The organism is Aestuariimicrobium sp. Y1814, assembly GCF_050113895.1.
Taxonomy (GTDB): domain Bacteria; phylum Actinomycetota; class Actinomycetes; order Propionibacteriales; family Propionibacteriaceae; genus Aestuariimicrobium.
In genome coordinates, this window is the sequence record NZ_JBNJRW010000002.1 from 85,793 (window position 1) to 105,440 (window position 19,648).

Here is a 19,648-nt window from a genome sequence, read left to right on the forward strand (position 1 = left end):
TCTTCGGTGAAGAACTATGACCCGACCCTAGCCACCCGCAGGGCTGGCCGGAAGGAGTTCAACGCTCACTGTCGCCGCGACGCCGAGACCCGGGCCGCATTCACCACCGCCGGGAGCGATGCCACCAGGGTGATGATCGACCCCACCGCCGCCACGATCGCGATCACCAGCGCCCACAACTGGTCTCCGATGCTGACCACCACCGACGGCAGGAATCCGTGCACCAGACCCAGCAGCACCTGCAGCAGGAACGACACCGCCACATGGGCCATCAGCGGCACCACCCGCAGGAACCGTTGCTGGGCCAGCACCAGACACCCCAGGAAGACCAGTTTCAGGAACAGCAACAACCCCAGCACCACCGCCGAGTCACCGCGCGGGAAGTACCCCCAGATCGCCAGGTACGCGATCGTCCCGAATGGCGGAGCCAGGAACAGCCCCACCATCACCATCAGCAGCACGAACGCCACCAGCGCCATCACCAGCGTCATCAGCAACCACAGGAACGAAAACACCAGCGTGATGACCCCCTGCACCCGCCCGTACGCGCGCTGGCTGACCAGCACGCTGACGGTCAGCATCACCACCGAGAACAGCAGGAACCCGTCCACCAGCACCAGGTAGGGGATGCCATTGCCGCGGGGCACCTCGGTCGACACGTCCTCGAGCATCTCCGGCTCCAGCCCGGGTACCCCGGCCGCGGCATCGCCGATCGGTCCGGCCGCCCCACCGCCCAGCGAGGGCCCGGCCCCGACCTCGACCAGGACCACCAGCAGCAGGGCGAACCCGGCCAGGAACAGGAATGGCCGCCGCACCTCCCCGAGCACCGTCACCACCGCCTCACGGGTCCTGGGCCAGCGCGGCGCTGCAGCCACCGACCGCGAGACAGCCCAGCGAGAGCGGCCCACCATCGCGGGTGAAGACGAGCCGGATGTCCTCCCCGGGGTCGAGGGTGGTCCTCATCGTCCGGTCCTGCACCTGCACCGCGACGACGACCCGGCCGGTGCTCGCCTGCAGCCGCACCCGGCGCACCGCATCGGCCCACGGCAGGCCGCCGTCGACCGGGGTGACGGCCAGGGTGCAGGCCCCGGTGAAGGTCAGCACCAGCCCCGACACGTCACACGCGCCCGATGCCACCCGCAGGTCGGCCGGGTCGAGGCGGCCGCCCTGGGGCGACCCGAACCACGACTCGCGCACCCCGCCAGTCGGGCTGCGCGCCACGGCCACCGCGCCGATGATCGCCAGCACCACCACCAGCACGGCCAGGCAGACCAGCACGATCACCGGTTTGCGGTCCATCAGGTCTCGACCTTGGTCGCGATCTGGGTGCCGATCTTGGTCACGACCGGCCCCTTAGTGCCGACCAGGGTGGCGATCTTCTGGGTGGCGGCCTTGTTCTCGGCGGCGGTGCGGGCGCGGGTCTCCCCGGTCACGCAGACGTGGTCGCCGGGGAAGGCGTCACGCCACACCCAGCCGACCTTGCAGGTGTCCGGGCCATAGGGGCCACCCCCCGCCCGCCGCTGGGCCTGGGTGTCGGGGTCGTTGTCGATGATGACCTGCGCCGCGCTCACCTTGGTGACGCAGACCAGGTCGGTCGGTCGGGTCAACCGCGGCACCAGCGGCTCCTTGCAGGGCGGGGCGGGCGTGCTGGGCGGCTCCGACGGGGACGGGCTCAGCGACGGCGTCACCGGTGGCGTCACCGGCGGGGTGGCCGGGCCGGCATCGGGGCGCAGCAGCCACCAGGCCGCCACCCCCACGACCAGCAACAGCGCGACGGCCGCCGCGATCGGCCACCATGGCGTCCGCTTCGCCACCACCGGCACCGGGGCGGCCGGGACGATGACGTCGACCTGCCGGGCCTGGTCGGCATTCTCCTCCGGCGCCTGGTCGGCCGAGTAGGCGATGAACCGCACCGGGTGGCTGCCGGCCGCCGGTTCGGTGACCGGTTCGAAGGTCACGGTGAACTGGTCGGTGGCGCCGGCGGCGATGTCACGCGACGGGCGGTCGATGGTGGCCCACCCGGCAGCCCCGGTCGCAGGGGGCGTGCCGGGCAGCCCGAAGGCACCCAGCACGACCTTGGCCGTCACCGGCGCCTCGTTGGTGACCGAGGCGGTCAGCGTCGCCCGGCCGTCGACCAGGGTGACCGTCGTGGCGGTCAGGGTCAGCGTGATGGTGCTCATCTCGATCTCCTCGTGGGGTCAGGGTGCCGCAAAGGTGAGCGACCGGCCGTCGTCGGTGCGCAGCGTCAGTGTCGAACCCACCACGGTGACGGTGGTGGCATCCCCGAGGGTCGAGAAGACCCGTCGCTCCTGGTCCATCACGCCCTCCGCGACGCAGAACATCAGGGTGCTGGTCAGCGCACCGACGGTGATCTTGTCGCCGCTGATGGTGACCGGCCCCTGGAAGCTGTTGCACGCTCGTCCCGACACCCGCCCGGGCTGGAAGACCAGGCTGACCTTCGTGCCGGCCACGGGCAGGGTGCCGTCCTCGAACTGGGTCAGGGTCCACGGGGTGCCGTTGAGCGGCAGGGGCGATTCCACCGGGCTCGAGGGTGGCGGTGGCGACGGCGTGTCGGCGGGCACCGGCTCCCCCCGCAGGACGAGGAAGGCCACTGCCCCGACGACCAGCAGCAGCGCCAGAGCCGCCGCGGCCCACGGCCACCACGGCTTCTTCGGCGGCGGCGCCACGACGGGCACTGCGGGGACGATGACGTCGACCTGCCTGGCCCGGTCGGCGTGCTCCTCGGGGGCCTGGTCGGCCGAGTAGGCGATGAATCGCACCGGGTGGGAACCGGGTGGGGTGCCCTCCGGAGGGGTGAAGGTGACCCGGTACTGCTCCGAGGCCCCGGCCGGCACCTCGCGCAGGGGTCGATCGATGTCGGTCCAGCCGGCCGCCGACAGTGCCGGGCCCGCGGGGGCACCAGCATCGGTGGCCTGGTCGGTGGGCCCGAAGGCACCGAGCACGATCCGGGCCGGGGCCCCACCGTCGTTCGTGACCGAGGCGGTCAGCACCGCCGTCCCGTCCACGACGGTCACCGTTGCATGGGTCATCGTCAACGTGATGCTCATGTCACACCTCCCTCGTCCGGGTCGGGCTGGTCAGGCAGCACGACCTCTGCGGTGACGTGCCCGGGTTTGATGGTGGCCACGATCCGGGTGACGGTCGCGGCCTGCGCCCGGGCGGCCTCGGGGACGAGCACCCTGACGTGGAACAGACCGGCGTCCTCGACGACGAAGCCGCTCGTCCGGGTGGCCAGTTCAAGAAATCGGACGAGACCGGCGGCGGTCCCCCGCAGGGCCGCCAACTCGGCCGAGGCGGCAATCAGGTCGCGCAGCGGGGCGCTGCCCAGCGGCAGCGACGAGCGGGCCGAGGCGCCCGGTTCGGGCAGGGTGAGCCAGTCGAGGTCGACCCAACCGGCCAGGTGGGCGACCATCGGTTCCGAGGCCCGGAAGGGGTCCACCTGGGCGTCCAGGCTGTCGAGCACGTCACTGATCGGTTGGTGCATGCCGTCGGCGGCGGCGACCAGCGCGGCCAGCGGGCTGCCCGGCAGGCAGGCCGAGGTGAAGACCTCGGGCAGGCAGCCCAACAGCGTCGTCCTAGCCATCGTGGACCACCTCCACCCGGTGCTCACCGGAGCAGAACAGCCACGACGGGGGAATGGTCACCACGTCGTCCACCACTCGCGAGGCGCACGACTGCCACGTCATCGCCTCACCGGTGCCCGGCGACCGGGAGCGGTGCACTCCCCCGGCGCCGGCGGCCAGCAGGTACGGTTCGCCGTCCTCGCCCAGCACCCCCGAGACCGACGAGATCGGCTTGAACCGGCGCCGGTCGCGCAGCGGCAGGCCGCAGTTGACGTCGGGCTGCTGCCAGGTCGCGCCCGGGGTGCCCAGTTGCAGGGTGAGCACCCCGCTGCTCTGGCTCGCCGCGTGGGCGAGGCCGCCGACCACCTGCACGCCCCAACAGCTGCCACCGGTCCAGCCGGCGGACAGCTCCTCCCAGCGGCCGGCCAGGGTCGGTGCGTCCACCCGGCCCAGCTCGTCGATCGCCAGCCGAATGCAGCCGCTGCCCTCCCCCTCGGGGGCGGCCCGCGGTGCCCACAGGAACACCGTCGCCCCGTCGTACTGGACGCTGAGCGAGCGGATCTCCTCCCCGGCGGCCCGCACCATCCGGAACGATTCGGGGGCTCCCCCGGTGGCCGAGAGCCAGAGGCCGCCGGCAGCCTCGGCGGCCACGGCGACACCCACTCGTCCGCGCAGGTCGACGAAGGTCGCCATCGCCTGGAAACCGCGGTCGGGTTGCTGGGCGTCGACCAGGTTCTGCACCGGCACCGCGCCCGGGCTGAGCGGAATCTCGTAGAGACCCTTCTCACCGGCGGCCAGCACGGTGGCAACCCCGGCCCGGTCGAGCCAGGCCAGCGCGGCGATGCCGAAGCCCAGTTCGGCGACCTGCTGCCAGCTGCCGCCCAGGTCGGTGCTGACGTGGATGCGTCCGCCGTCCCCAGCGTCGGTCGCCACCGCCACGAACCCCGGACGAGGCCGCGCGGCGTCCCCGCCGGCCGAGGTCGCGGGCCAGGGGGCGATGGCCTGCACGGTCTCGTCGGCGAAGGTGGCGCAGGCCTCCCAGCCGTCGCCGGCATTCGTCGTCCGGAAGACGGTGGGGCCCTGGCCGACGAACCAGGTGTCGGGCTGCCCCTCGGCACGGACGAGGTCGCTCGCGTCGGTGTCGGGCACCTCGGCCAGTTCGAGGCGCAGCCGCTCGACGTAGCGCACCCCGGGCTCGGCCTGTTCCAGGGCGCGGTAGAGGTTCGAGACCCGCAGCGGGTGCCCGAAGCCGGCGCCGGTGTCGACCGCCGGGTTGGGCATGGGGGTGATGGTGTCGGCGAGCCGCGCGAGAATCCGGGAGCGCACCGCCTCGGGGTTCTCGTCGGGACGGACGACGACCCGGGCGTCGACGGTGACCTGCTTGTACTGGCACCAGCCGACCACGGGCACCGCCCCGATCGCCGCACGGCCGGCCAGGTGGTTGGCGACCTCGGCCCGGACCTGTTCGCGGGCATGGGCAGCCAGCGCGGCCAGGGTGACCCGCCCCTCGGGGCGTTGGTCGAGCGGCACGTGCGGCACCAGTACCACCTCGACCTCGCCCGGTTCGGCGAAGGCCCAGGCCTCGCGGCGGGTGACGGCGCTGGCGCGTTCGACGCCGCCGTGGCGGGTGGCGAGCACCTCGTAGTCGCGCGCGGTGACGGCCCGGTCGCGGGCCTGGAACTCCTGCGGGCCACGCCGCAGCGCCGCGGCCAGCGGTTCGGCGTCGCGTCCACCGCTGGCCGGTGCCGGGTTGGTGACCTTGACGCCCGTGATCGGGTCGCGCAGCACGCTCAGCGCACCGGCGGCGACATTGCCCCGGGCACCACCGCCGGTGCGGTACCAGGCCCTCACCTGCATGCCGGCGCCGGGCACCCGTGCCCCCCGGGCGCCATCACCGAAGGTGAGGATTCCGGCGCTGCGGTCGAGCACGTAGACGCCCTCACCGGGGCGGGCATCGGCAAACACGTTGACTTCGCGGAAGCCGAGGAAGGCCAGCCCGTCGACGACGACCGCCTGCCCGCTGGTGAGGGTTTCCGAGGCGGGCACCTGCACGCCGATCCCGACGCCGGGGCTGCCCACCACCGGCGCCTCGGGCAGCACGAAGCTCTGCGCCGGGCCGCCGGTGCCGACCCCCAGGGCGACCGCGTCGTGCAGGACGACGTCGGCGGCCTCCACCTGCACGCTGCCCTGGCCCTCGGCCAGCACCGCGTCGGCGAGGGTGACGAAGACCGGCAGCGGCACCCCCGGCGCCGCGGGCGGGCAGGTGACCCGGGTGCCGCGGGGTATCCGCAGCTGCGGCCCGCCGGGCGCGACCCGGCTGAAGTCGAGGGTGACCGTGGCGGCCCCCGGTGGCCCGACGGTGGCGCCGAGCAGGTTGAGGAAGGTGGCGTAGAGCCGGTCGGGCACCCGGTTCAGCCGGTACAACAGGATGTCGGTGAGGTGGGCGAAGGCCTCGATGAGCACCACCCCGGGGTCGTGCACCGACAGGTCGGTCCATTCCGGGTCGACCTGGCGAACGCGCGCGATCGCCTCGGCGACCAGGTCGCTGAAGTCGCGGTCGTCCAGATTGGGAACCGGGATGCTCATCGCCGGCCCCCCGTTTCTGGCCGGCCCCCGGCATCTGGCCGGCCCCCGGCATCTGGCCGGCGCCGGGCATCGAGGATCGGCACGGCGACGGCAACCTCGTCCTCGCCCTGGGTGGCCTTGATCCGGTAGCGCATCCGTACCTCCAGCACGGCGGGGTCGTCCTCGGGCACGCCCGCGTCGATGTCGAGCACGGTGACCCGCGGCTCCCAGGTCTCCACCGCCCGGGAGACGTAGTGGATGGCCAGACCGGCCGTGGTGTCGTCGGCCGGTTCGAAGGCGAGCCGGAACAGGTGGCAGCCGTAGGAGGCGCGGTTCACCCGCTCGCCGGGGCGGGTGCTGAGCAGCAGCAACAGGGCCTGGCGCACCGAGGCCGCGTCGGTGACCGTGGCCAGCCGGCGCAGCGGGTCGAGCCGCAGCCCGGGCAGGCCGTCCTCGAAGCCCCCGGCGTCGAAGCCCCCGACGATGAAGGCTGGTGCGCGGTGCCGGGCGGTCATCGGTCTGCCCCCACGAACTCTTGCCCGGGGTCGCGCACGGTGTACTTCGAGGGCGGTACCCCGTCGGTCCAGCCCTCGACCGTGGCCAGGCAGATGCGCCTGTCGTCGATGCGCAGCCAGGTGGAGTAGCCGGTGGTGACGACCTGCGTCGAGGTGCACTGCTTGGTGTTGGTGCTGATGTTGGGGCACATCGAGATCGAGCGGCCCTCGGGGTCGGTGGCGACCAGCACCGGTGCCCCGCCGATGCGCACCCAGTGCTGGGCGTGGGTGTTGGCCACCACCCCGTCGTGGCCGCAGCGCAGCATGCCGGGCAGGACGAGCAGTTTCACGGTGCTGGTCATGCGGGGGCCTCCTCGAAGTCGACACTCTTCGCCCTGATGCGCAGTGCTCGTCCGGGTGCCTCGATGAGCAGGTCGGTGGCCGCGGTGATGCGCAGCAGGTTCGGGCCCAGGTCGATGCGGGAGCCGGCGCCGTCGGTCAGGCTCAGGCTGTGCTCGGGCCCGTCGAGGGTGACCTGCTGCCCGTCGCGGGTGCGCAGGATAATCGACTGGCCCCGCTCGCCGCCGGGTGCGGCGGGCGGGGTGAGGGTTCCGGGCAGCCCGCCCAGCACGATCGCCTGGGCCGGGTCGTGGCCGGGCAGCAGCACCAGCACGGTGTCAGCCACCTCGGGCAGCGCGATGATGCCCTTGTCGGCGCCCATGGCCGGCAGCAGCACCGGCGCCCAGCCGCTGACCAGGTCGGGGTAGGCGGGCAGCCGGACCCGGACCCGGCCGTGGTCCTCGGGGTCGGTGACGTCGTCGACGATGCCGAGGGTGACCTGGTCGGGTGGGCGGGTCGGGGGTGGCGGTGGCGGGAGCGTGCCCACCGTGGTCTGGAAACCGGTGCTGCTGATCTCGTGGGTCACCTCGGCGATCGCGTAGCTGCCACACAGCGAGGGGCGCACGCCCTGCACCTCGACCCGGCCGCCGGCATGCAGTGCAGGGTTGCCCTCGACGACCAGTACCGCGGTGACCTCGCCCATCCGGCGGACGTCGAGTTCGGCCTGGGCCAGCTCGTGCGGCGTGCCCAGGTCATCGGCGCGCAGCAGCGCCCCACCGCCGCCGACCCGGGCCGGGTCGGGGTCGGCGCTGACGCCCGGGGTGGCGCGGGCATCGCTGGCGGTGTGCTGGTCGGCCGCGGCATCGGCCGCCCGCCACCAGGTGGAGGCGGCGCTGCGGAAGGCGGGCTCCTGGCTGACCTCGATCTCGGCCGAGTGCAGGGTGGTGCCGTATTCCACCCGCACCGCCGTGCCCTCACCGGCCAGGGTGACCAACCGGAGTTGTCCCTCCCGGACCACCGGGTGGAGCCCGAGGCGGGCGGCCTGGCTGACCAGCAGGTCGAGGTCGGAGCGGGCGAGTTGGTAGACGTCACCCAGGTCAAAGTTCGGGGCGTCGACGGTCAGGCCGCAGCCGTTGGCCAGCGTGGCGACCAGGTCGGGCAGGCCGACCCCCGGGTGCAGGCGGGTGAACTGGCGTTTGCGCAACCGGTGCAGTGCGTCATAGGCGCGCACCCGCACCTGTTGCCCGGTGTCGGCGCGCAGGCTGTACTCGGCCACGGTGACCTCGCCGACGAACAGCGGGCTGTGGTGGCCGCCGATCTCGACGCGCAGCGAGTCGCCGGTGGCGGGGTCGATGCCCAACTCGTCGGTCGCCCAGGCGATCAGGCACTGGGCCGGTTGCGCGAGCACCGAGTGCACGCGCAGGGTGACCACCCGGGCGGCCTCGGCGGTGCTGAGCCGACGCCCGGCCAGGGTGATGATGAGTTCGGGAAGCCCCTGCACCTGCTTCATGGCGTCTCCCCCAGGGGCGGCACGGCGAGTGGTCCGCTGACCTCGAGGGGGTCCTCGACGCCGTTGTAGTGCAACAGTTGCTTCCACAGCAGTTCGGTGCCGAAGGCCCGCCGCGACAGCAGCCCCAGCTGGGCCGGGTCGATGGTGGCCCCGGTCGGTGCGCCGGTGGTCGGGTCTGCCGGGGCACCGTCGCCGGCGATGCCCAGCGTGCCGACCGGCGGCGCGGCCAGGTCGACCGGTGGCAGTCGCTGTTGCAGTTCCCAGGCCTCCCCGCCCTCGCGGTCGGCGGCGGTGCCGACCCGGACGAGGGTGAGCCGCAGCCAGGACCGCAGCGGTGAGCCGTCGGTGGCGAACCTGTCGAAACGTTCCGCGACCTCGGTGATGATGCCGGGAATCGACCAGGCCGACCCCCACAGCAGCATCACCAGGGGTGGGCGGAACTGGCGTTCGACCTCGGCGGAGTTCTCGGCCAGGGCCCAGATCGCCCGGGTCATCTGCCGCACGTCGCGGACGGTGAGGTGGGCGGGGGCGAGGTCGACGTCGAAGAGCAGGTCGAGCTTCAGTTCGGTGCGACCACCGCCGGTGAACATCAGCGGGTCGTCGGCCAGCCCGGCGCCGGTGAGTCGCCCGCCGGAGACCTGGCGGGACGCGACGCCGGCGGTGCGGGTCATCACCACCGTCTCGGGGTTGAGCAGGCAGGTGATGTGCTGGCCGGTGTCCTCGATGAGGAAGGCGACGCGTTCCATGTCAGGTCGCCGCCTGTTCGCTGTTCAGTCGCTCCAGCCGGCGCAGGGACGGTTCCAGTGGCGGGCCGGCAGCGATGGTGGGCACCGGGGTGGCCGGCAGCTCGGGCCACCAGCCGGTGAGCGCCGCCGGCGCGGTCGGGGTCTGGGCGACGGGGGCCGGGTGCCCCGCAGCGGGGCCCTCCCCCGCGCGCCGGGGGTCGGGCAGGCGTGGGTCGGGCAGGTGCCGACCAGCGATCAACGCCGGGGGGACGAGGGGGTGCCCGCCACTCGCGAGTCGTGACATCGGCACCTCGAGCGGTGCCCCGGTCTCGGTGCCGCGGTGGCCGGCCGCCTCGGTCACCGGATGCAGGCGGGACCCGGGCGGCACCAGCCGGGCCGAGCGGCCCGTGGCGGGGCGGACGAACGGACCGCGCGGGGGCGCATCGGGGGCAGTGGCGGCGGTGGCGTTGGAGGCAGCAGCGGGGGTAGTGGCGGGGTTGGGCGGGTTGGCGACGGGCCGGCGAGACGGGTCGGCGGCCGCAGCTGCTCGTCCAGTCGACTGAGGGGGCACCGGCTGAGGGGGCACCGCTCCCTGGCGGGCAGCGCCCAGCCCGAGCCCGGACGATGGGCTCGGCTCAGGTGGCACGGACGGTGGACGGCCGGTGCCCCGCGCCCGGGGATCGCGAGTGGAGGCGTCGCGAGCCCCGGGGTCACGAGCCCGGGCGTCGCGAGTGGAGGCCTCACTCGACCAGGCGTCGGGCGGCCAGGAGCCCTCGGCGACGGCCTCGCTCCCCGATGCCATGCCGGGGTGGGGTGTGACTGGATGGTCGGGTGCGGTGCGGCGCAGCGGACCACCCCTGCGCGGTCGGCCGAACACCAGCGGACCACTCCGCGGACGCCACACCGAGGAGCGGGACCCCGAGGAGCGGGACCCTGAAGACTCGGAGTTCCAGGACGGATCGGGCGTCTGGGAACCCACGAACTGGGGACCCGGGGGCTCGAGCCCGGGCCCGGCGGGCAGCGGCTCGCGGTCGTCCGCCGTCGGGTCTGGGCCACTGACCGGGTCGCGGCCGACGGAGACTCGGCTGAGCCCACCCTGCTGCCGGGCCGCCGCGCGGACTCGTTCGGCCCAGAAGGGTGGCGCCCCGGACAGGTCGAAGCCGGTCGGGACCGGATCGACGGTCTCGGCCCAGGTGCGCAGCAGGCGCGCGAGGCGGCTACGCCACCGGGGCCGCGGCACTGTCCAACTCCAGGCGGTCATAGGCCAGGGTCAGCGACTCGATGGCCAGTTCGTTGCCCAGCGCGTCCAGGGTGGCGCAGTCGAGGCCGCAGGGCCAGGAGCCGAGCAGGTTCCACCGGCGAACCTCGCGTGAGCCGGTGTCGTCCAGCATCGCGATCGAGACGTTCTGGCGCTGCACCCGCCCCTCGACCGTGGCGAACAGCCAGGTCATCAGGTCTGCGGAATCGGTCAGCCCGTAGCGCAGCGTCACCGGGTTGTACTCGACCCGGCCGGGCACCGAGCGCACCTCGGCGTGCTCCCCGCCGGCGCGGAAGAGGATGCGTTGGATCGTGAAGCCCAAGCCCTCGATCTTGACGAAGTGGGCCTGCACTGTGCCGTTGATCTCGAACTTGAAGTTGTAGGCGCGGTAGGGGTCCTGACGCGCACCGGGTTGCACGGACATCTCAGGCTCCTGGGGTCTCGTTGGTGGCCGACTCGGCCGACTGCATGAGCTGGAAGACGACGAACTCGGCCGGTTTGACCGGGGCGATGCCGATCACGGTGACGACCATGCCGGCGTCGCGGACCTCGGGCGGGTTGGTCTCTTCATCGCACTTGACGAAGAAGGCCTCCTGCGGGGTGCGCCCGACCAGGGCACCATCGCGCCAGACATTGGTGAGGAAGGCGTTGATGTCGCGGCGCAGGGCGGCCCACAGCGGGTGGTGGTTGGGTTCGAAGACGGCCCAGCGGGTGCCGTCGAGCACCGACTCCTTGATCATGTTGGTGAGCCGGCGCACGTTGATGTAGCGGAACTCGCTGGACTCGGCGGCCAGGGTGCGGGCGCCCCAGACCAGGATTCCCTCGCCGGGGAAGAAGCGGATGCAGTTGATGCCGGCCGGGTTCAGCAGTTCCTGGTCTCCCTTGCTGACCCGGCGGACCAGGTCGAGTGCCCCGGCGATGCCGGTATTCGCCGGTGCCTTGTGCACTCCGCGGGTGGCGTCGGTGCGCGCCCACACCCCGGCCATGTGCCCCGAGGGGGGTGCGGTGGTCCGCCCGCCGGTGACCGGGTCATCGACCACCAGCCAGGGGTGGTAGGCGGCGGCGTAGCCATCCTGGGAGTTCCTCGGCCGACGCCCACGGGAGGCCGGTGCCGCCGGAGCGGGGCCCGGCGCGGGCGTGTCGGTCTCGTCCTCGCTGCTCGCCGTGGTGGGCGCCACGGTGGGCACGCCGACGGTGCCCACCTCGAGCAGTTGGCCGGGGTCGTCGACGTCGGCCAGGTCGAGGATGGCCACCCGGTCCTGTCGCAGCGGGTGCTCGCAGTGGGCGATCAGCGCGTCATGCGAACCCGGGTCGGTGTAGCCGGGGGCAGCCACGATCGCGACGTCGTCGATGGCCTCGAGCAGGGTGAGGCCGGTGGGGTGGGCGGCGGTGCCGGTGAGGCTGCTGGCCTGGCCGATGTTGACGACATAGGCGCGGCTGCCGCCATTGGCGAAGTAGCCGTGCACCGCGGTGCTCAGGTGGGTGCCCTCGGTGGCCTCGCCGATGAAGATGCGGACGAACTGGCTCCAGTTGTCGATCGTCTCGACCGTGTCGCGGGGGGCCTCGGGGTTGGGGGCGACCCCGACGAACCCGGCGCTGCTGGTGCCGGCCCGACCGAACATGCGGGTGCCGCTGGGCACTTCCTGGACGTAGACGCCGGGGGCTCGATAGTTGACCATGGCTCAGTTCCCTTCGGGAGGGCTGGTGGTGGGTTGCAGCTCGACGACGACGGTCTCGACGGGCGGCCCGGTCGGTTCATCGAGGGGGACGGTGACCGGCAGGGTGAGGGTCAGCCCGAGCCCCGGCTGGTCGCCAGCGCTGTCGGCTGGCGTGGCGGTGAGGCCGGTGGTCTCGGCCAGGACGAGCAGGCTCTCGAGGTGGTCGAGGGCATCCGGCCCCCGGGTGAGCACCGCGACCGTCAGTTCCAGATCGAGCAGGGCCCCGTGGCGACGCGATCGTCCGACTCGTCGCAGGGCGACGGGCGTCAGCAGGACTGCCGGTTCGATCCCATCGTTCGGGGCATCGGCGAGACCGACGACGGCGGGTGACACCGCGTCGGTGATCGTGGCGCGCAGCGAATCCAGCGCCCTACGCGCCATCATCGCTGCTCCGCAGCGGGGCCGGGGTGCGGGTGGTGTCGCGCACTGTGGGTGACGAGGTCGAGCAGGTGGTCATCGGGACCGTCCTCGGGCAGGGGATGTTCCCGATCATAACCCGGGCCGACTTCACCTGAAACATGATTATGAAACTTCTTCGGATGCGCACAGGCGGCGGACGCGGGGTGTTCCGGCCACATGTCCGGACACTCCCGACCCCCCTTGTGTCCATCACGCCCCTCTCACGTGCACGGCGCCCCCCTCCGGCCCGGGTTTACGAGGGGCGCCATGCACGGAGGAGGGGCGCCGCGGACGGAAGGGGGTGCGGGACGAACACACGAGGGGCGCGGCGGACACACGAGGGGCGCGGCGGGTGGGGAGAGCGCGAGGCGACCTGGGAATGGGGGCCCGGCAGCTGAGGACGGGGCCCGACAGCTGAGGACGGGGGCCTGGCAGCTGGGAATGGCGGCCCGGGGAACCCCACCGCATATGAAAAAACCCCGCCTCAACGGCGGGGTCTCACTTGTGGGCCTAACTGGACTTGAACCAGGTCTGCGACTCACGCCCAAATCGGCGGGCCAAACGCGGGATGACTAGGTGAAACCCCATCTTGGCTAGGTGTTTCGGTGTGTTGTTGTGTCCCTAGGGTAGCATGACACAGAGGGCAAAACGGGCAGAACTGGACACTTCATCCCGCGCATATCCCGCACATCCTGGAGGGGGACACATGGCGAAACGCAAGGAAGACGACCGGCCGCCCATCGGCACGGTGAGGGTCACGGCCTCGGGTGCCTGGCGCGCCGAGTACGAGCGTGGTGGCGTCGGCGGCAAGCGCTCCCGGCACTACCCCGACAACCTGTTCGCCAGCCGCAAAGAGGCCGTGCAGTGGCTCAAGGACGAGAAAGCGCTGATCGACGCCCGCGAGTGGACGCCACCCGCCGAGCGCCGCGCCCAGGCCAAGCAGGCCGAGGCCGAGGCAGTGAAGGACGCGACCACCTTTGGCGAGTACGCCGAGAATTGGATCTCGAACCGCACCACCGGCACCGGCCGACCGCTGGCCCCGAAGACCGCCACCGAGTACCGCGGCTACCTGCGCGGTCGCCTCGCCGGACTCGCCGAGCGACCGCTCGTCAAGATCACCCGGGATGACCTCGACCAGTGGTGGAGGGCCAACGCCGACAAGCTCACCGCCCGGCAGCACGCCTACCTGTTCGCCAAGTCGGTATTCAAGGACGCGGTGAGCCGGGGCCTGGTCGACTCCAACCCCTGCCAGGTGGCCAACGCCTCACGCCGGGCCCGCGCCACCCCCAAGCAGGTCCGCTCCCAACTGGTCGTGAACCTGCGCCCCGAGGACATCGACGCCCTCACCAGGGCCATGCCCGACCGCTGGCAGTTCCTCGTCTCGCTGGTCGCATTCTGCGGGCTGCGCCCCGGCGAGGCCTTCGCCCTCACCCGCAAGGACATACGCCGCGAGGCCGACACGGCTGGCCTGCCCCGCTACCTGCTGTCCATCCACAAGGGCGTGAGCACCGGGGAGGACGGCACTCGCGCCCTGGGCGACACCAAGACCGAAGACAGCATCCGCACAGTCCCACTGCCGCCCCACCTGGCCAGCGTGCTCGACCGCCACGAGGCCGAGCATGCCGACCCCGGCGAGGGCGGGCTGATCTTCCCCTCAACCAACCCCGGCGTGCCCTACGCGACCACCCAGCAGGTCATGGGCACCTACCCCAGCAACAGGCAAGAGCCGGGCCGCAGCGCCCGCCAGCGGCAGGCAAGCGGCTTCGCAGCAGCACGTCTGGCCATCGGAAGGCCCACCCTGCGCCTGTACGACCTGCGGCACTGGGCCCGCGGGGTCTGGAACTCCACGGGCCTCGACTTCGCGTCCGTCGAGATGCTGCTCGGGCACACCCTGCCCATGGTGGTCGGCACGTACGCGCACCTCGACCTCGACCACGTCTGGCCCCATGCGGTGAAGGTGTCAGAACTGGCCGGCTGGCAGCGACCCGCCACCGCACCAGCCGGTACCCCCGCCATCCACCCCCGGCTCCTGGCCGCGATGACTCCCGAGCAGCTGCGGGACACCCTGGCGGGCCTGACCGACGCCCAGTTGGCGGCCACCGTCCCAGAGCTGCCACCACACGTACTTGCTCGCGCACTTGAGATGTGAGGACATCCCCATGACCACGAACGAAACACCCAGCGATCCGCTCTACGACAAGGTCGTCTCCATCTTGTCAAGCGGCACCCCCAGGAGCGTCCCCACCACCGACCTCCCCAGGTCTTTTGACCCCGAGACTGGACGAGTCCTGTACGACCGTGCCCGCAAGGGTGAGGGGCCACCAGATGGGGTGGAGCAGACCGCACGGGTCATCTGCAACAACCGTGGGGGTCGACGGGGGGAGACCCTGGCTCTCGTGCTGGTGGACTACCTCGTGTGGTCGCCGATGATGGACCCCGCCTCAGGCGAGGGCCCCCTGGTCTCACTCGGCGCTGACTTCAATGTGACATGTCGCTGCGGTATGACCCACACCATCAATGGTGGCCGCCTCCGAACAGCCCTCTCCAACCAGAGGCGTCGCAGCGGACGAGTGCCCGTGATCGATGTGCGCGACATTGAGAACACATGACGACTCCGCATGTCTTGCCGCGTGAGCCTCCCTAGTCCTGCTACGCTGACCATCAGAACATAGTTTTGCTCTACCGCGCGATGCGGACCCGGTACAGGGTTAAGTACCAAACGTAGTGGGCTGCGTGAGACCCGAAGAGGGGGAACGCAGCCATGCCCGAAAAGGGCCAGGTCCACAGGGCCACAACCACTTCCTTGCGTGACGAACTCGAATCCGAATTCGGCCGCTACCTCACCTACCCGCAGGCCGCACAGGTCACCACCGCCAGCGTACGCACACTCAAGAGGCTCACGCAGGCAGGCGAGCTGCCCTGCTACCAGATCGGCCGCACCCGCACCCTGCGCCTGCGCACAGCCGATGTGGCTGCCCTCATCCGGCAGGTGGCGTGACGTGACGGAACGAAAAGTGCCCCGACCTGGCGAGGATCGGGGCACCCGCAAGAGTTTCGCGGCTCTGAAGCCCAGTCTACCCGAACCTGCTCCCGGTGCCCCACACGACGGGACCGTGTCCCTCGGCCCGGACCACGAACCCTCGGCATGGCTGCGGGGGATGGTCGCTGACGCGCTGCGCCACGCTGCCCACCTGGCCGGGCTGCTCGGCCCGGATGACGTGATGGTGGCGCCGCTGACCGGACGATCCACCCGCAGCGGCAGCCGCGAGGACCGCTGCTGCGACAGGTGTGGCACCTACGTGCCCGAGGGCCCCGGCTTCCATCTGCTGGTCACCCAGCCCACCCCCTGGCTGCTGCTGTGCGGTGGACTGTGCGCGGCGTGCGCGGCGCTGGAGGTGGGGGCATGACCGCCACGACGATGCCGCGCACCTCCGCCATGGTCGTCCCCGACCCGCTGGTGGCACGCTGGTTCCACTCCAACACCCCGCCGAACTGGGTCGAGGACTTCGGGCGCCGAGTGCTGGCCGACGCCATGACCAGCGCCACCGCGAGCTACTGGCTCCGCCGGGCCCGGGCCTTCGAGGACGCCCGTCCACGCCCCGGAGACTTCACCGGCCGCGCCACTGCTGCCGAGCTCGCCGAACTCGACCGTCGGTGCCGCGAGACCGCCGAGGCCTGCCGCAGCCAGGCCGCCCTCTGGGTTGGGGGTGAGGACCGATGAGCGCGCAGGTCGACGAGATCCTCGAGGACCTCGCGCAGGAGAGCCGGGCCTTCCAGGACCAGCTCGACCAGCGCCTGCGACAACTGAGGATCGACCGCAGGGCACGGGAACTGCTGGATCTTGAGGCCCGACCCGCCCCGACGCCGATCGACGTGGCCACCCTCAGCGAGGTGTTGCATCGCCCACGCCCACCACGCGACCGCATCACGGGTCTGGCGCCATGGGAGGGTTCCACGCTCATCACCGCCCAGCGCAAGGTCGGCAAGACCACCACGCTGGGCAACCTCGCTCGCTGTCTGTTCACCGGGGAGGACTTCCTCGACCGGTTCCCGGTCCGACCCGTCGAGGGCGCCATCGGGTTCCTGAACTACGAGGTCAGCGCCGCCCAGTTGGCCCGCTGGCTCGACGAACTCGACGTGGACCGGGAGCGACTGGTGACAGTGAACCTGCGCGGCCGATCCAACCCGCTGGCCGACCCGGACGACAGGGCCAGCCTTGCCGAGGCGCTGCGCTCCCGGCAGGTCGAGACGCTGATCGTTGACCCGTTCGGCCGCGCGTTCACCGGCGACAACCAGAACGATGCCGGGCAGGTGACGAAGTTCCTCACCGACCTGGACGTGTTCGCCCGTGCCGAGGTCGGCGCCGTCGACCTGTTCCTCACCAACCACGCAGGCTGGAACGGGGAGCGTAGCCGCGGCTCGACCGCGCTGGAGGACTGGGCAGACTCGCTGTGGCGGCTCGTGCGACCCGACGAGACCGACCCTGCCCGCTTCTTCTCCGCCTTCGGTCGCGACGTCGAGGTGGACGAGGACCGGCTGGACTTCGACGAGGCAACCCGCCGGCTCTCCCTCAGCGGGACCGGCTCACGCAGGCAGGCCGCTGCCAGCGACAAGTTCGAGTCACTGGTGGACGCCGTCGTGAATGTTGTGACCCTGATGCCGGAAGCGAATGGATCCGAGGTCGGACGCCGACTGAAGACCGACGGTTTCCCTGCCCAGAACGGGGATGCCAGGAAGGCTCTGGCCGAGGCTGTCGAGCGCGGTCTGCTCGTCGTTGAGGAAGGCAAGCGAGGGGCCAAGTGCTACCGAATCGCTCGACCTAGCCCCGGGCTAGGTCAGCTCCCACCTAGCCCGGACGCGCAAAATGACGAAATTCCCGGGCTGACTAGGGGTTATGTCCAACCTAGCCCGACGTACCCCGACCTAGCCCCGGGTGACGTCAACCCACCTAGCCCGACCCCCTATAGGGGGGAGGGGGTAGGTGGGCTACCTCAGAACACCACTCCAACCAACTCCCCAGAGCAGGCAGAAGGAACCCCATCAGGAGGCCCCCGGTGATCGAGAGCCAATCCATCGCACTGTCGGCGATACCGGCTGGACCCATCGAAGGGCAGACCCCGGGGTCGACCTATCGAGGGTCCATCTCAGGCCTGCCCCCGAGCCCAGTAATCGCACCGACCCAGGGAGTCGAGATGCCCACCAAGACCTACCGCCGCCATCGGTGCAGCTCGAAGCACCGCACGTTCAACAAGTTGGTGCGCTGCATGATCCCGACCGCTGCCTGGGTGATGGGTGAGGGGCACTACGCCACCATCGCGTGGTGCAAGGTGCCGACAGTCACCCTCCACCAACATGCTGCCGATGCCCAGCAGGCCCGCAGCCAGATCGACTCGATCGGCTGTGGTGGCAGGTGTCGCGGCCACCATGACGTGGTCCTTCTGGTCAGGGAGGCGTGATGAACAGCGAACTGATCCTGCGCCTGGTCTCCCTTGCCGCTGCCGGCCACCGGCCACCATGCGGGGATCCGGACACCTCGGGCTACTGGACCAGCGAGGACCCCGACGAACGGGCCCTTGCCCAGCGGCGCTGCCGTGGCTGTCCAGCGCTGCGGGAGTGCCTCGACGAGGGGCTGACCACTAAGGCCACCCACGGGGTCTGGGGTGGCCACGACCTGACGAACATGCCGAAGGCCACCCGCAGCAGGTTGCGGGCCAAGCACCTGGCCGCAACCACCGACGACGCCGAAGCACTGTTCTGATGACCAGAACCTTCACCCTCCTACTCGAAACCCGATCACCCACCAGAGGGGCACCCCGTGACCACGAAGCAGCTTGCACCGATCCCCGTGCGACCACACCCGCGGGGCCCCGGATGGCCAACCCACCGCGCCAAGGCACGAAGCCGCCGCAAGTAGCCCCCAGACCAACCACCACCAACAGGAGGATCATGTCCACCACCACCCCATCCCCGCCCGCAATTCAGGGCCTGCTCGTCTGGGTCTTCCAGCAGGCCGACAAGGCAGGCTTCGGCATCGCCGACGGCACCAGCTTCGAAGCCTTCCCCGGCTGCGAGGACGCCGCCGCCGACTTCATCGAGAAGCTGCTCGACCCCGACCGGGGGCAGGACCGATGAACGTACCCATCACTGGCGTGCCCATCGATCCGCGACCGCTGGAGCACTGGAACGGCTGCCCCACCCCGGACGAGTCCCGCCTGACCTACTACGTCAACGACCAGGGCCACCCCGCCAAGCGCTGTGACACCTGCGGCAAGTACTTGGTCGACAAGCACGTCATCGTCCCGCAGCTCGCCGAGGTCGAGATCGAGGTGGTGCCCGCGGCAGGCAGGCAGGCCACCCGGTGGGTCTGCCGCGATCATCCCCAGCACGGGGTCGACCCCCGCGGCAAGGGCTGCCCCAGGTGCGCCCGCGAGCACGAACAGGCCCGCACACGACGCGCCCCCCGAAAGGAGCACCTCCAGTGACCGACCAGCGAAACCAGGGCGCAGCCCGGTACCGCCTCCTGCACCAAGCCGCCCAGCGCGGGTTGGGCACCCTCGACCAGCTCACGGGCGACTTCCGTGCGCACCCCGAACAGAAGGCCCAGGTAGCTGCCTTCCTTAACCAGACCGACCAGACCGCGTCGGCAACCGAACCCAGCACAGCTGGCACCCGAGAGGAAACCACCATGAGCACCACCCAGAGCCGCCGGCACACCGCCGGGGCGTCACGCAAGGGCCCCAGTGCCACGACGGCCACCGAGCTGCGCAAGGCGCTGGAGGCGGCCGAAGGAGGCTCGAGCGACGTCGCCGCGGCCATGTTGACCGCACTCACCGACATTGTCGAGGCGCTGGTCGCCTTCCACAAGAACGCAGACGAGACCGCACTGGTCGAGGCGACCCGCAATGTCAGGGACAACCTGACCACCGCACTGGAAGGCAGCGACGAGGCACCCAAGCAGCGGGCCACCCCTGCAGCGCCAGCCCAGAACCGCCTCACTGCAGCGACCCGCGATCCGCTCTACGACAAGATCGCCTCCATCTTGAAGTGGAAGTGATC

Annotated in this window: 25 protein-coding genes; 11 read left to right on the forward strand and 14 right to left on the reverse strand. The window is 71.4% G+C overall.

The features are described 5' to 3' along the window. Window positions 1-65: 65 nt before the first annotated feature. The 14 genes from ACQE3C_RS02655 to ACQE3C_RS02720 all read right to left on the reverse strand — a co-directional run bounded on the left by ACQE3C_RS02655 (window position 66) and on the right by ACQE3C_RS02720 (window position 12,577). Window positions 66-875 carry a hypothetical protein gene (locus tag ACQE3C_RS02655; RefSeq protein ID WP_434537653.1) on the reverse strand — a complete coding sequence of 270 codons (810 nt, stop codon included), beginning with the start codon at window positions 873-875 and terminating at the stop codon, window positions 66-68. Continuing rightward, window positions 841-1,299 (reverse strand): hypothetical protein, encoded by a 459-nt coding sequence (locus tag ACQE3C_RS02660; protein ID WP_434537654.1) that lies wholly within the window; start codon window positions 1,297-1,299, stop codon window positions 841-843. The genes ACQE3C_RS02655 and ACQE3C_RS02660 overlap by 35 nt, the downstream gene beginning before the upstream one ends. Beyond that, window positions 1,299-2,180, reverse strand: a complete 882-nt coding sequence (locus tag ACQE3C_RS02665) for a hypothetical protein (protein ID WP_434537655.1) — start codon at window positions 2,178-2,180, stop codon at window positions 1,299-1,301. Before ACQE3C_RS02665 ends, ACQE3C_RS02660 begins: the two co-directional genes overlap by 1 nt. 18 nt (window positions 2,181-2,198) lie before the next feature. Continuing rightward, window positions 2,199-3,068 (reverse strand): META domain-containing protein, encoded by an 870-nt coding sequence (locus ACQE3C_RS02670; RefSeq protein ID WP_434537656.1) that lies wholly within the window; start codon window positions 3,066-3,068, stop codon window positions 2,199-2,201. Next, window positions 3,065-3,604, reverse strand: a complete 540-nt coding sequence (locus tag ACQE3C_RS02675) for a hypothetical protein (protein WP_434537657.1) — start codon at window positions 3,602-3,604, stop codon at window positions 3,065-3,067. Before ACQE3C_RS02675 ends, ACQE3C_RS02670 begins: the two co-directional genes overlap by 4 nt. After that, window positions 3,597-6,170: a putative baseplate assembly protein gene (locus ACQE3C_RS02680; RefSeq protein WP_434537658.1), complete on the reverse strand. Its 2,574-nt coding sequence runs from the start codon at window positions 6,168-6,170 to the stop codon at window positions 3,597-3,599. The genes ACQE3C_RS02675 and ACQE3C_RS02680 overlap by 8 nt, the downstream gene beginning before the upstream one ends. Then, window positions 6,167-6,664 carry a GPW/gp25 family protein gene (locus ACQE3C_RS02685; RefSeq protein WP_434537659.1) on the reverse strand — a complete coding sequence of 166 codons (498 nt, stop codon included), beginning with the start codon at window positions 6,662-6,664 and terminating at the stop codon, window positions 6,167-6,169. Before ACQE3C_RS02685 ends, ACQE3C_RS02680 begins: the two co-directional genes overlap by 4 nt. Continuing rightward, window positions 6,661-7,005: a hypothetical protein gene (locus tag ACQE3C_RS02690; RefSeq protein WP_434537660.1), complete on the reverse strand. Its 345-nt coding sequence runs from the start codon at window positions 7,003-7,005 to the stop codon at window positions 6,661-6,663. Before ACQE3C_RS02690 ends, ACQE3C_RS02685 begins: the two co-directional genes overlap by 4 nt. Continuing rightward, complete coding sequence (locus ACQE3C_RS02695; protein ID WP_434537661.1) at window positions 7,002-8,492, reverse strand: phage baseplate assembly protein V; 1,491 nt, start codon at window positions 8,490-8,492, stop codon at window positions 7,002-7,004. The genes ACQE3C_RS02690 and ACQE3C_RS02695 overlap by 4 nt, the downstream gene beginning before the upstream one ends. Further along, the gene (locus tag ACQE3C_RS02700; protein ID WP_434537662.1) at window positions 8,489-9,238 is read right to left on the reverse strand and encodes a hypothetical protein; all 750 of its coding nucleotides are present in this window, start codon (window positions 9,236-9,238) and stop codon (window positions 8,489-8,491) included. The genes ACQE3C_RS02695 and ACQE3C_RS02700 overlap by 4 nt, the downstream gene beginning before the upstream one ends. Window position 9,239: 1 nt before the next feature. After that, on the reverse strand, window positions 9,240-9,788 hold the full coding sequence (locus tag ACQE3C_RS02705) for a hypothetical protein (protein WP_434537663.1): 549 nt from the start codon (window positions 9,786-9,788) through the stop codon (window positions 9,240-9,242). Window positions 9,789-10,434: 646 nt separating this feature from the next. After that, window positions 10,435-10,899, reverse strand: a complete 465-nt coding sequence (locus ACQE3C_RS02710; RefSeq protein ID WP_434537664.1) for a phage tail protein — start codon at window positions 10,897-10,899, stop codon at window positions 10,435-10,437. Window position 10,900: 1 nt separating this feature from the next. Continuing rightward, a complete protein-coding gene (locus ACQE3C_RS02715) occupies window positions 10,901-12,154 on the reverse strand; it encodes a phage tail sheath family protein (protein WP_434537665.1) in 1,254 nt (417 codons plus the stop codon). Between the two features lie 3 nt (window positions 12,155-12,157). Continuing rightward, the gene (locus tag ACQE3C_RS02720; protein WP_434537666.1) at window positions 12,158-12,577 is read right to left on the reverse strand and encodes a hypothetical protein; all 420 of its coding nucleotides are present in this window, start codon (window positions 12,575-12,577) and stop codon (window positions 12,158-12,160) included. Window positions 12,578-13,298: 721 nt separating this feature from the next. Between ACQE3C_RS02720 and ACQE3C_RS02725 the strand changes: the two genes are divergently transcribed. The 11 genes from ACQE3C_RS02725 to ACQE3C_RS02775 all read left to right on the forward strand — a co-directional run bounded on the left by ACQE3C_RS02725 (window position 13,299) and on the right by ACQE3C_RS02775 (window position 19,646). Continuing rightward, a complete protein-coding gene (locus tag ACQE3C_RS02725) occupies window positions 13,299-14,741 on the forward strand; it encodes a tyrosine-type recombinase/integrase (RefSeq protein WP_434537667.1) in 1,443 nt (480 codons plus the stop codon). 10 nt (window positions 14,742-14,751) lie between these two features. Beyond that, window positions 14,752-15,201: a hypothetical protein gene (locus tag ACQE3C_RS02730; RefSeq protein ID WP_434537668.1), complete on the forward strand. Its 450-nt coding sequence runs from the start codon at window positions 14,752-14,754 to the stop codon at window positions 15,199-15,201. A gap of 194 nt (window positions 15,202-15,395) precedes the next feature. Continuing rightward, the gene (locus ACQE3C_RS02735; protein WP_434537669.1) at window positions 15,396-15,590 is read left to right on the forward strand and encodes a helix-turn-helix domain-containing protein; all 195 of its coding nucleotides are present in this window, start codon (window positions 15,396-15,398) and stop codon (window positions 15,588-15,590) included. A 115-nt stretch (window positions 15,591-15,705) separates the two neighbouring features. Continuing rightward, window positions 15,706-15,999 carry a hypothetical protein gene (locus ACQE3C_RS02740; protein ID WP_434537670.1) on the forward strand — a complete coding sequence of 98 codons (294 nt, stop codon included), beginning with the start codon at window positions 15,706-15,708 and terminating at the stop codon, window positions 15,997-15,999. Continuing rightward, window positions 15,996-16,313: a hypothetical protein gene (locus ACQE3C_RS02745; protein WP_434537671.1), complete on the forward strand. Its 318-nt coding sequence runs from the start codon at window positions 15,996-15,998 to the stop codon at window positions 16,311-16,313. Before ACQE3C_RS02740 ends, ACQE3C_RS02745 begins: the two co-directional genes overlap by 4 nt. Next, window positions 16,310-17,650, forward strand: coding sequence for an AAA family ATPase (locus tag ACQE3C_RS02750; RefSeq protein ID WP_434537672.1), 1,341 nt, complete (start codon window positions 16,310-16,312; stop codon window positions 17,648-17,650). Before ACQE3C_RS02745 ends, ACQE3C_RS02750 begins: the two co-directional genes overlap by 4 nt. Before the next feature lie 134 nt (window positions 17,651-17,784). Then, the gene (locus tag ACQE3C_RS02755) at window positions 17,785-18,048 is read left to right on the forward strand and encodes a hypothetical protein (RefSeq protein WP_434537673.1); all 264 of its coding nucleotides are present in this window, start codon (window positions 17,785-17,787) and stop codon (window positions 18,046-18,048) included. After that, the gene (locus ACQE3C_RS02760; protein WP_434537674.1) at window positions 18,048-18,350 is read left to right on the forward strand and encodes a WhiB family transcriptional regulator; all 303 of its coding nucleotides are present in this window, start codon (window positions 18,048-18,050) and stop codon (window positions 18,348-18,350) included. Before ACQE3C_RS02755 ends, ACQE3C_RS02760 begins: the two co-directional genes overlap by 1 nt. A gap of 188 nt (window positions 18,351-18,538) precedes the next feature. Then, window positions 18,539-18,724 (forward strand): hypothetical protein, encoded by a 186-nt coding sequence (locus tag ACQE3C_RS02765; protein ID WP_434537675.1) that lies wholly within the window; start codon window positions 18,539-18,541, stop codon window positions 18,722-18,724. Then, window positions 18,721-19,074: a hypothetical protein gene (locus ACQE3C_RS02770; protein ID WP_434537676.1), complete on the forward strand. Its 354-nt coding sequence runs from the start codon at window positions 18,721-18,723 to the stop codon at window positions 19,072-19,074. The genes ACQE3C_RS02765 and ACQE3C_RS02770 overlap by 4 nt, the downstream gene beginning before the upstream one ends. Further along, on the forward strand, window positions 19,071-19,646 hold the full coding sequence (locus ACQE3C_RS02775; RefSeq protein ID WP_434537677.1) for a hypothetical protein: 576 nt from the start codon (window positions 19,071-19,073) through the stop codon (window positions 19,644-19,646). Before ACQE3C_RS02770 ends, ACQE3C_RS02775 begins: the two co-directional genes overlap by 4 nt. Window positions 19,647-19,648: the final 2 nt, after the last annotated feature.

Bases quoted from the DNA above. Each gene is read 5' to 3' on its own strand.
- ACQE3C_RS02680 (WP_434537658.1), bottom strand. From the start codon at position 6,170: ATGAGCATCCCGGTTCCCAATCTGGACGACCGCGACTTCAGCGACCTG.
- ACQE3C_RS02720 (WP_434537666.1), bottom strand. From the start codon at position 12,577: ATGATGGCGCGTAGGGCGCTGGATTCGCTGCGCGCCACGATCACCGAC.
- ACQE3C_RS02715 (WP_434537665.1), bottom strand. From the start codon at position 12,154: ATGGTCAACTATCGAGCCCCCGGCGTCTACGTCCAGGAAGTGCCCAGC.
- ACQE3C_RS02690 (WP_434537660.1), bottom strand. From the start codon at position 7,005: ATGACCAGCACCGTGAAACTGCTCGTCCTGCCCGGCATGCTGCGCTGC.
- ACQE3C_RS02745 (WP_434537671.1), top strand. From the start codon at position 15,996: ATGACCGCCACGACGATGCCGCGCACCTCCGCCATGGTCGTCCCCGAC.
- ACQE3C_RS02700 (WP_434537662.1), bottom strand. From the start codon at position 9,238: ATGGAACGCGTCGCCTTCCTCATCGAGGACACCGGCCAGCACATCACC.
- ACQE3C_RS02675 (WP_434537657.1), bottom strand. From the start codon at position 3,604: ATGGCTAGGACGACGCTGTTGGGCTGCCTGCCCGAGGTCTTCACCTCG.
- ACQE3C_RS02660 (WP_434537654.1), bottom strand. From the start codon at position 1,299: ATGGACCGCAAACCGGTGATCGTGCTGGTCTGCCTGGCCGTGCTGGTG.
- ACQE3C_RS02665 (WP_434537655.1), bottom strand. From the start codon at position 2,180: ATGAGCACCATCACGCTGACCCTGACCGCCACGACGGTCACCCTGGTC.
- ACQE3C_RS02695 (WP_434537661.1), bottom strand. From the start codon at position 8,492: ATGAAGCAGGTGCAGGGGCTTCCCGAACTCATCATCACCCTGGCCGGG.
- ACQE3C_RS02730 (WP_434537668.1), top strand. From the start codon at position 14,752: ATGACCACGAACGAAACACCCAGCGATCCGCTCTACGACAAGGTCGTC.
- ACQE3C_RS02710 (WP_434537664.1), bottom strand. From the start codon at position 10,899: ATGTCCGTGCAACCCGGTGCGCGTCAGGACCCCTACCGCGCCTACAAC.
- ACQE3C_RS02770 (WP_434537676.1), top strand. From the start codon at position 18,721: ATGAACGTACCCATCACTGGCGTGCCCATCGATCCGCGACCGCTGGAG.
- ACQE3C_RS02750 (WP_434537672.1), top strand. From the start codon at position 16,310: ATGAGCGCGCAGGTCGACGAGATCCTCGAGGACCTCGCGCAGGAGAGC.
- ACQE3C_RS02725 (WP_434537667.1), top strand. From the start codon at position 13,299: ATGGCGAAACGCAAGGAAGACGACCGGCCGCCCATCGGCACGGTGAGG.
- ACQE3C_RS02760 (WP_434537674.1), top strand. From the start codon at position 18,048: ATGAACAGCGAACTGATCCTGCGCCTGGTCTCCCTTGCCGCTGCCGGC.
- ACQE3C_RS02755 (WP_434537673.1), top strand. From the start codon at position 17,785: ATGCCCACCAAGACCTACCGCCGCCATCGGTGCAGCTCGAAGCACCGC.
- ACQE3C_RS02670 (WP_434537656.1), bottom strand. From the start codon at position 3,068: ATGAGCATCACGTTGACGATGACCCATGCAACGGTGACCGTCGTGGAC.
- ACQE3C_RS02765 (WP_434537675.1), top strand. From the start codon at position 18,539: ATGTCCACCACCACCCCATCCCCGCCCGCAATTCAGGGCCTGCTCGTC.
- ACQE3C_RS02685 (WP_434537659.1), bottom strand. From the start codon at position 6,664: ATGACCGCCCGGCACCGCGCACCAGCCTTCATCGTCGGGGGCTTCGAC.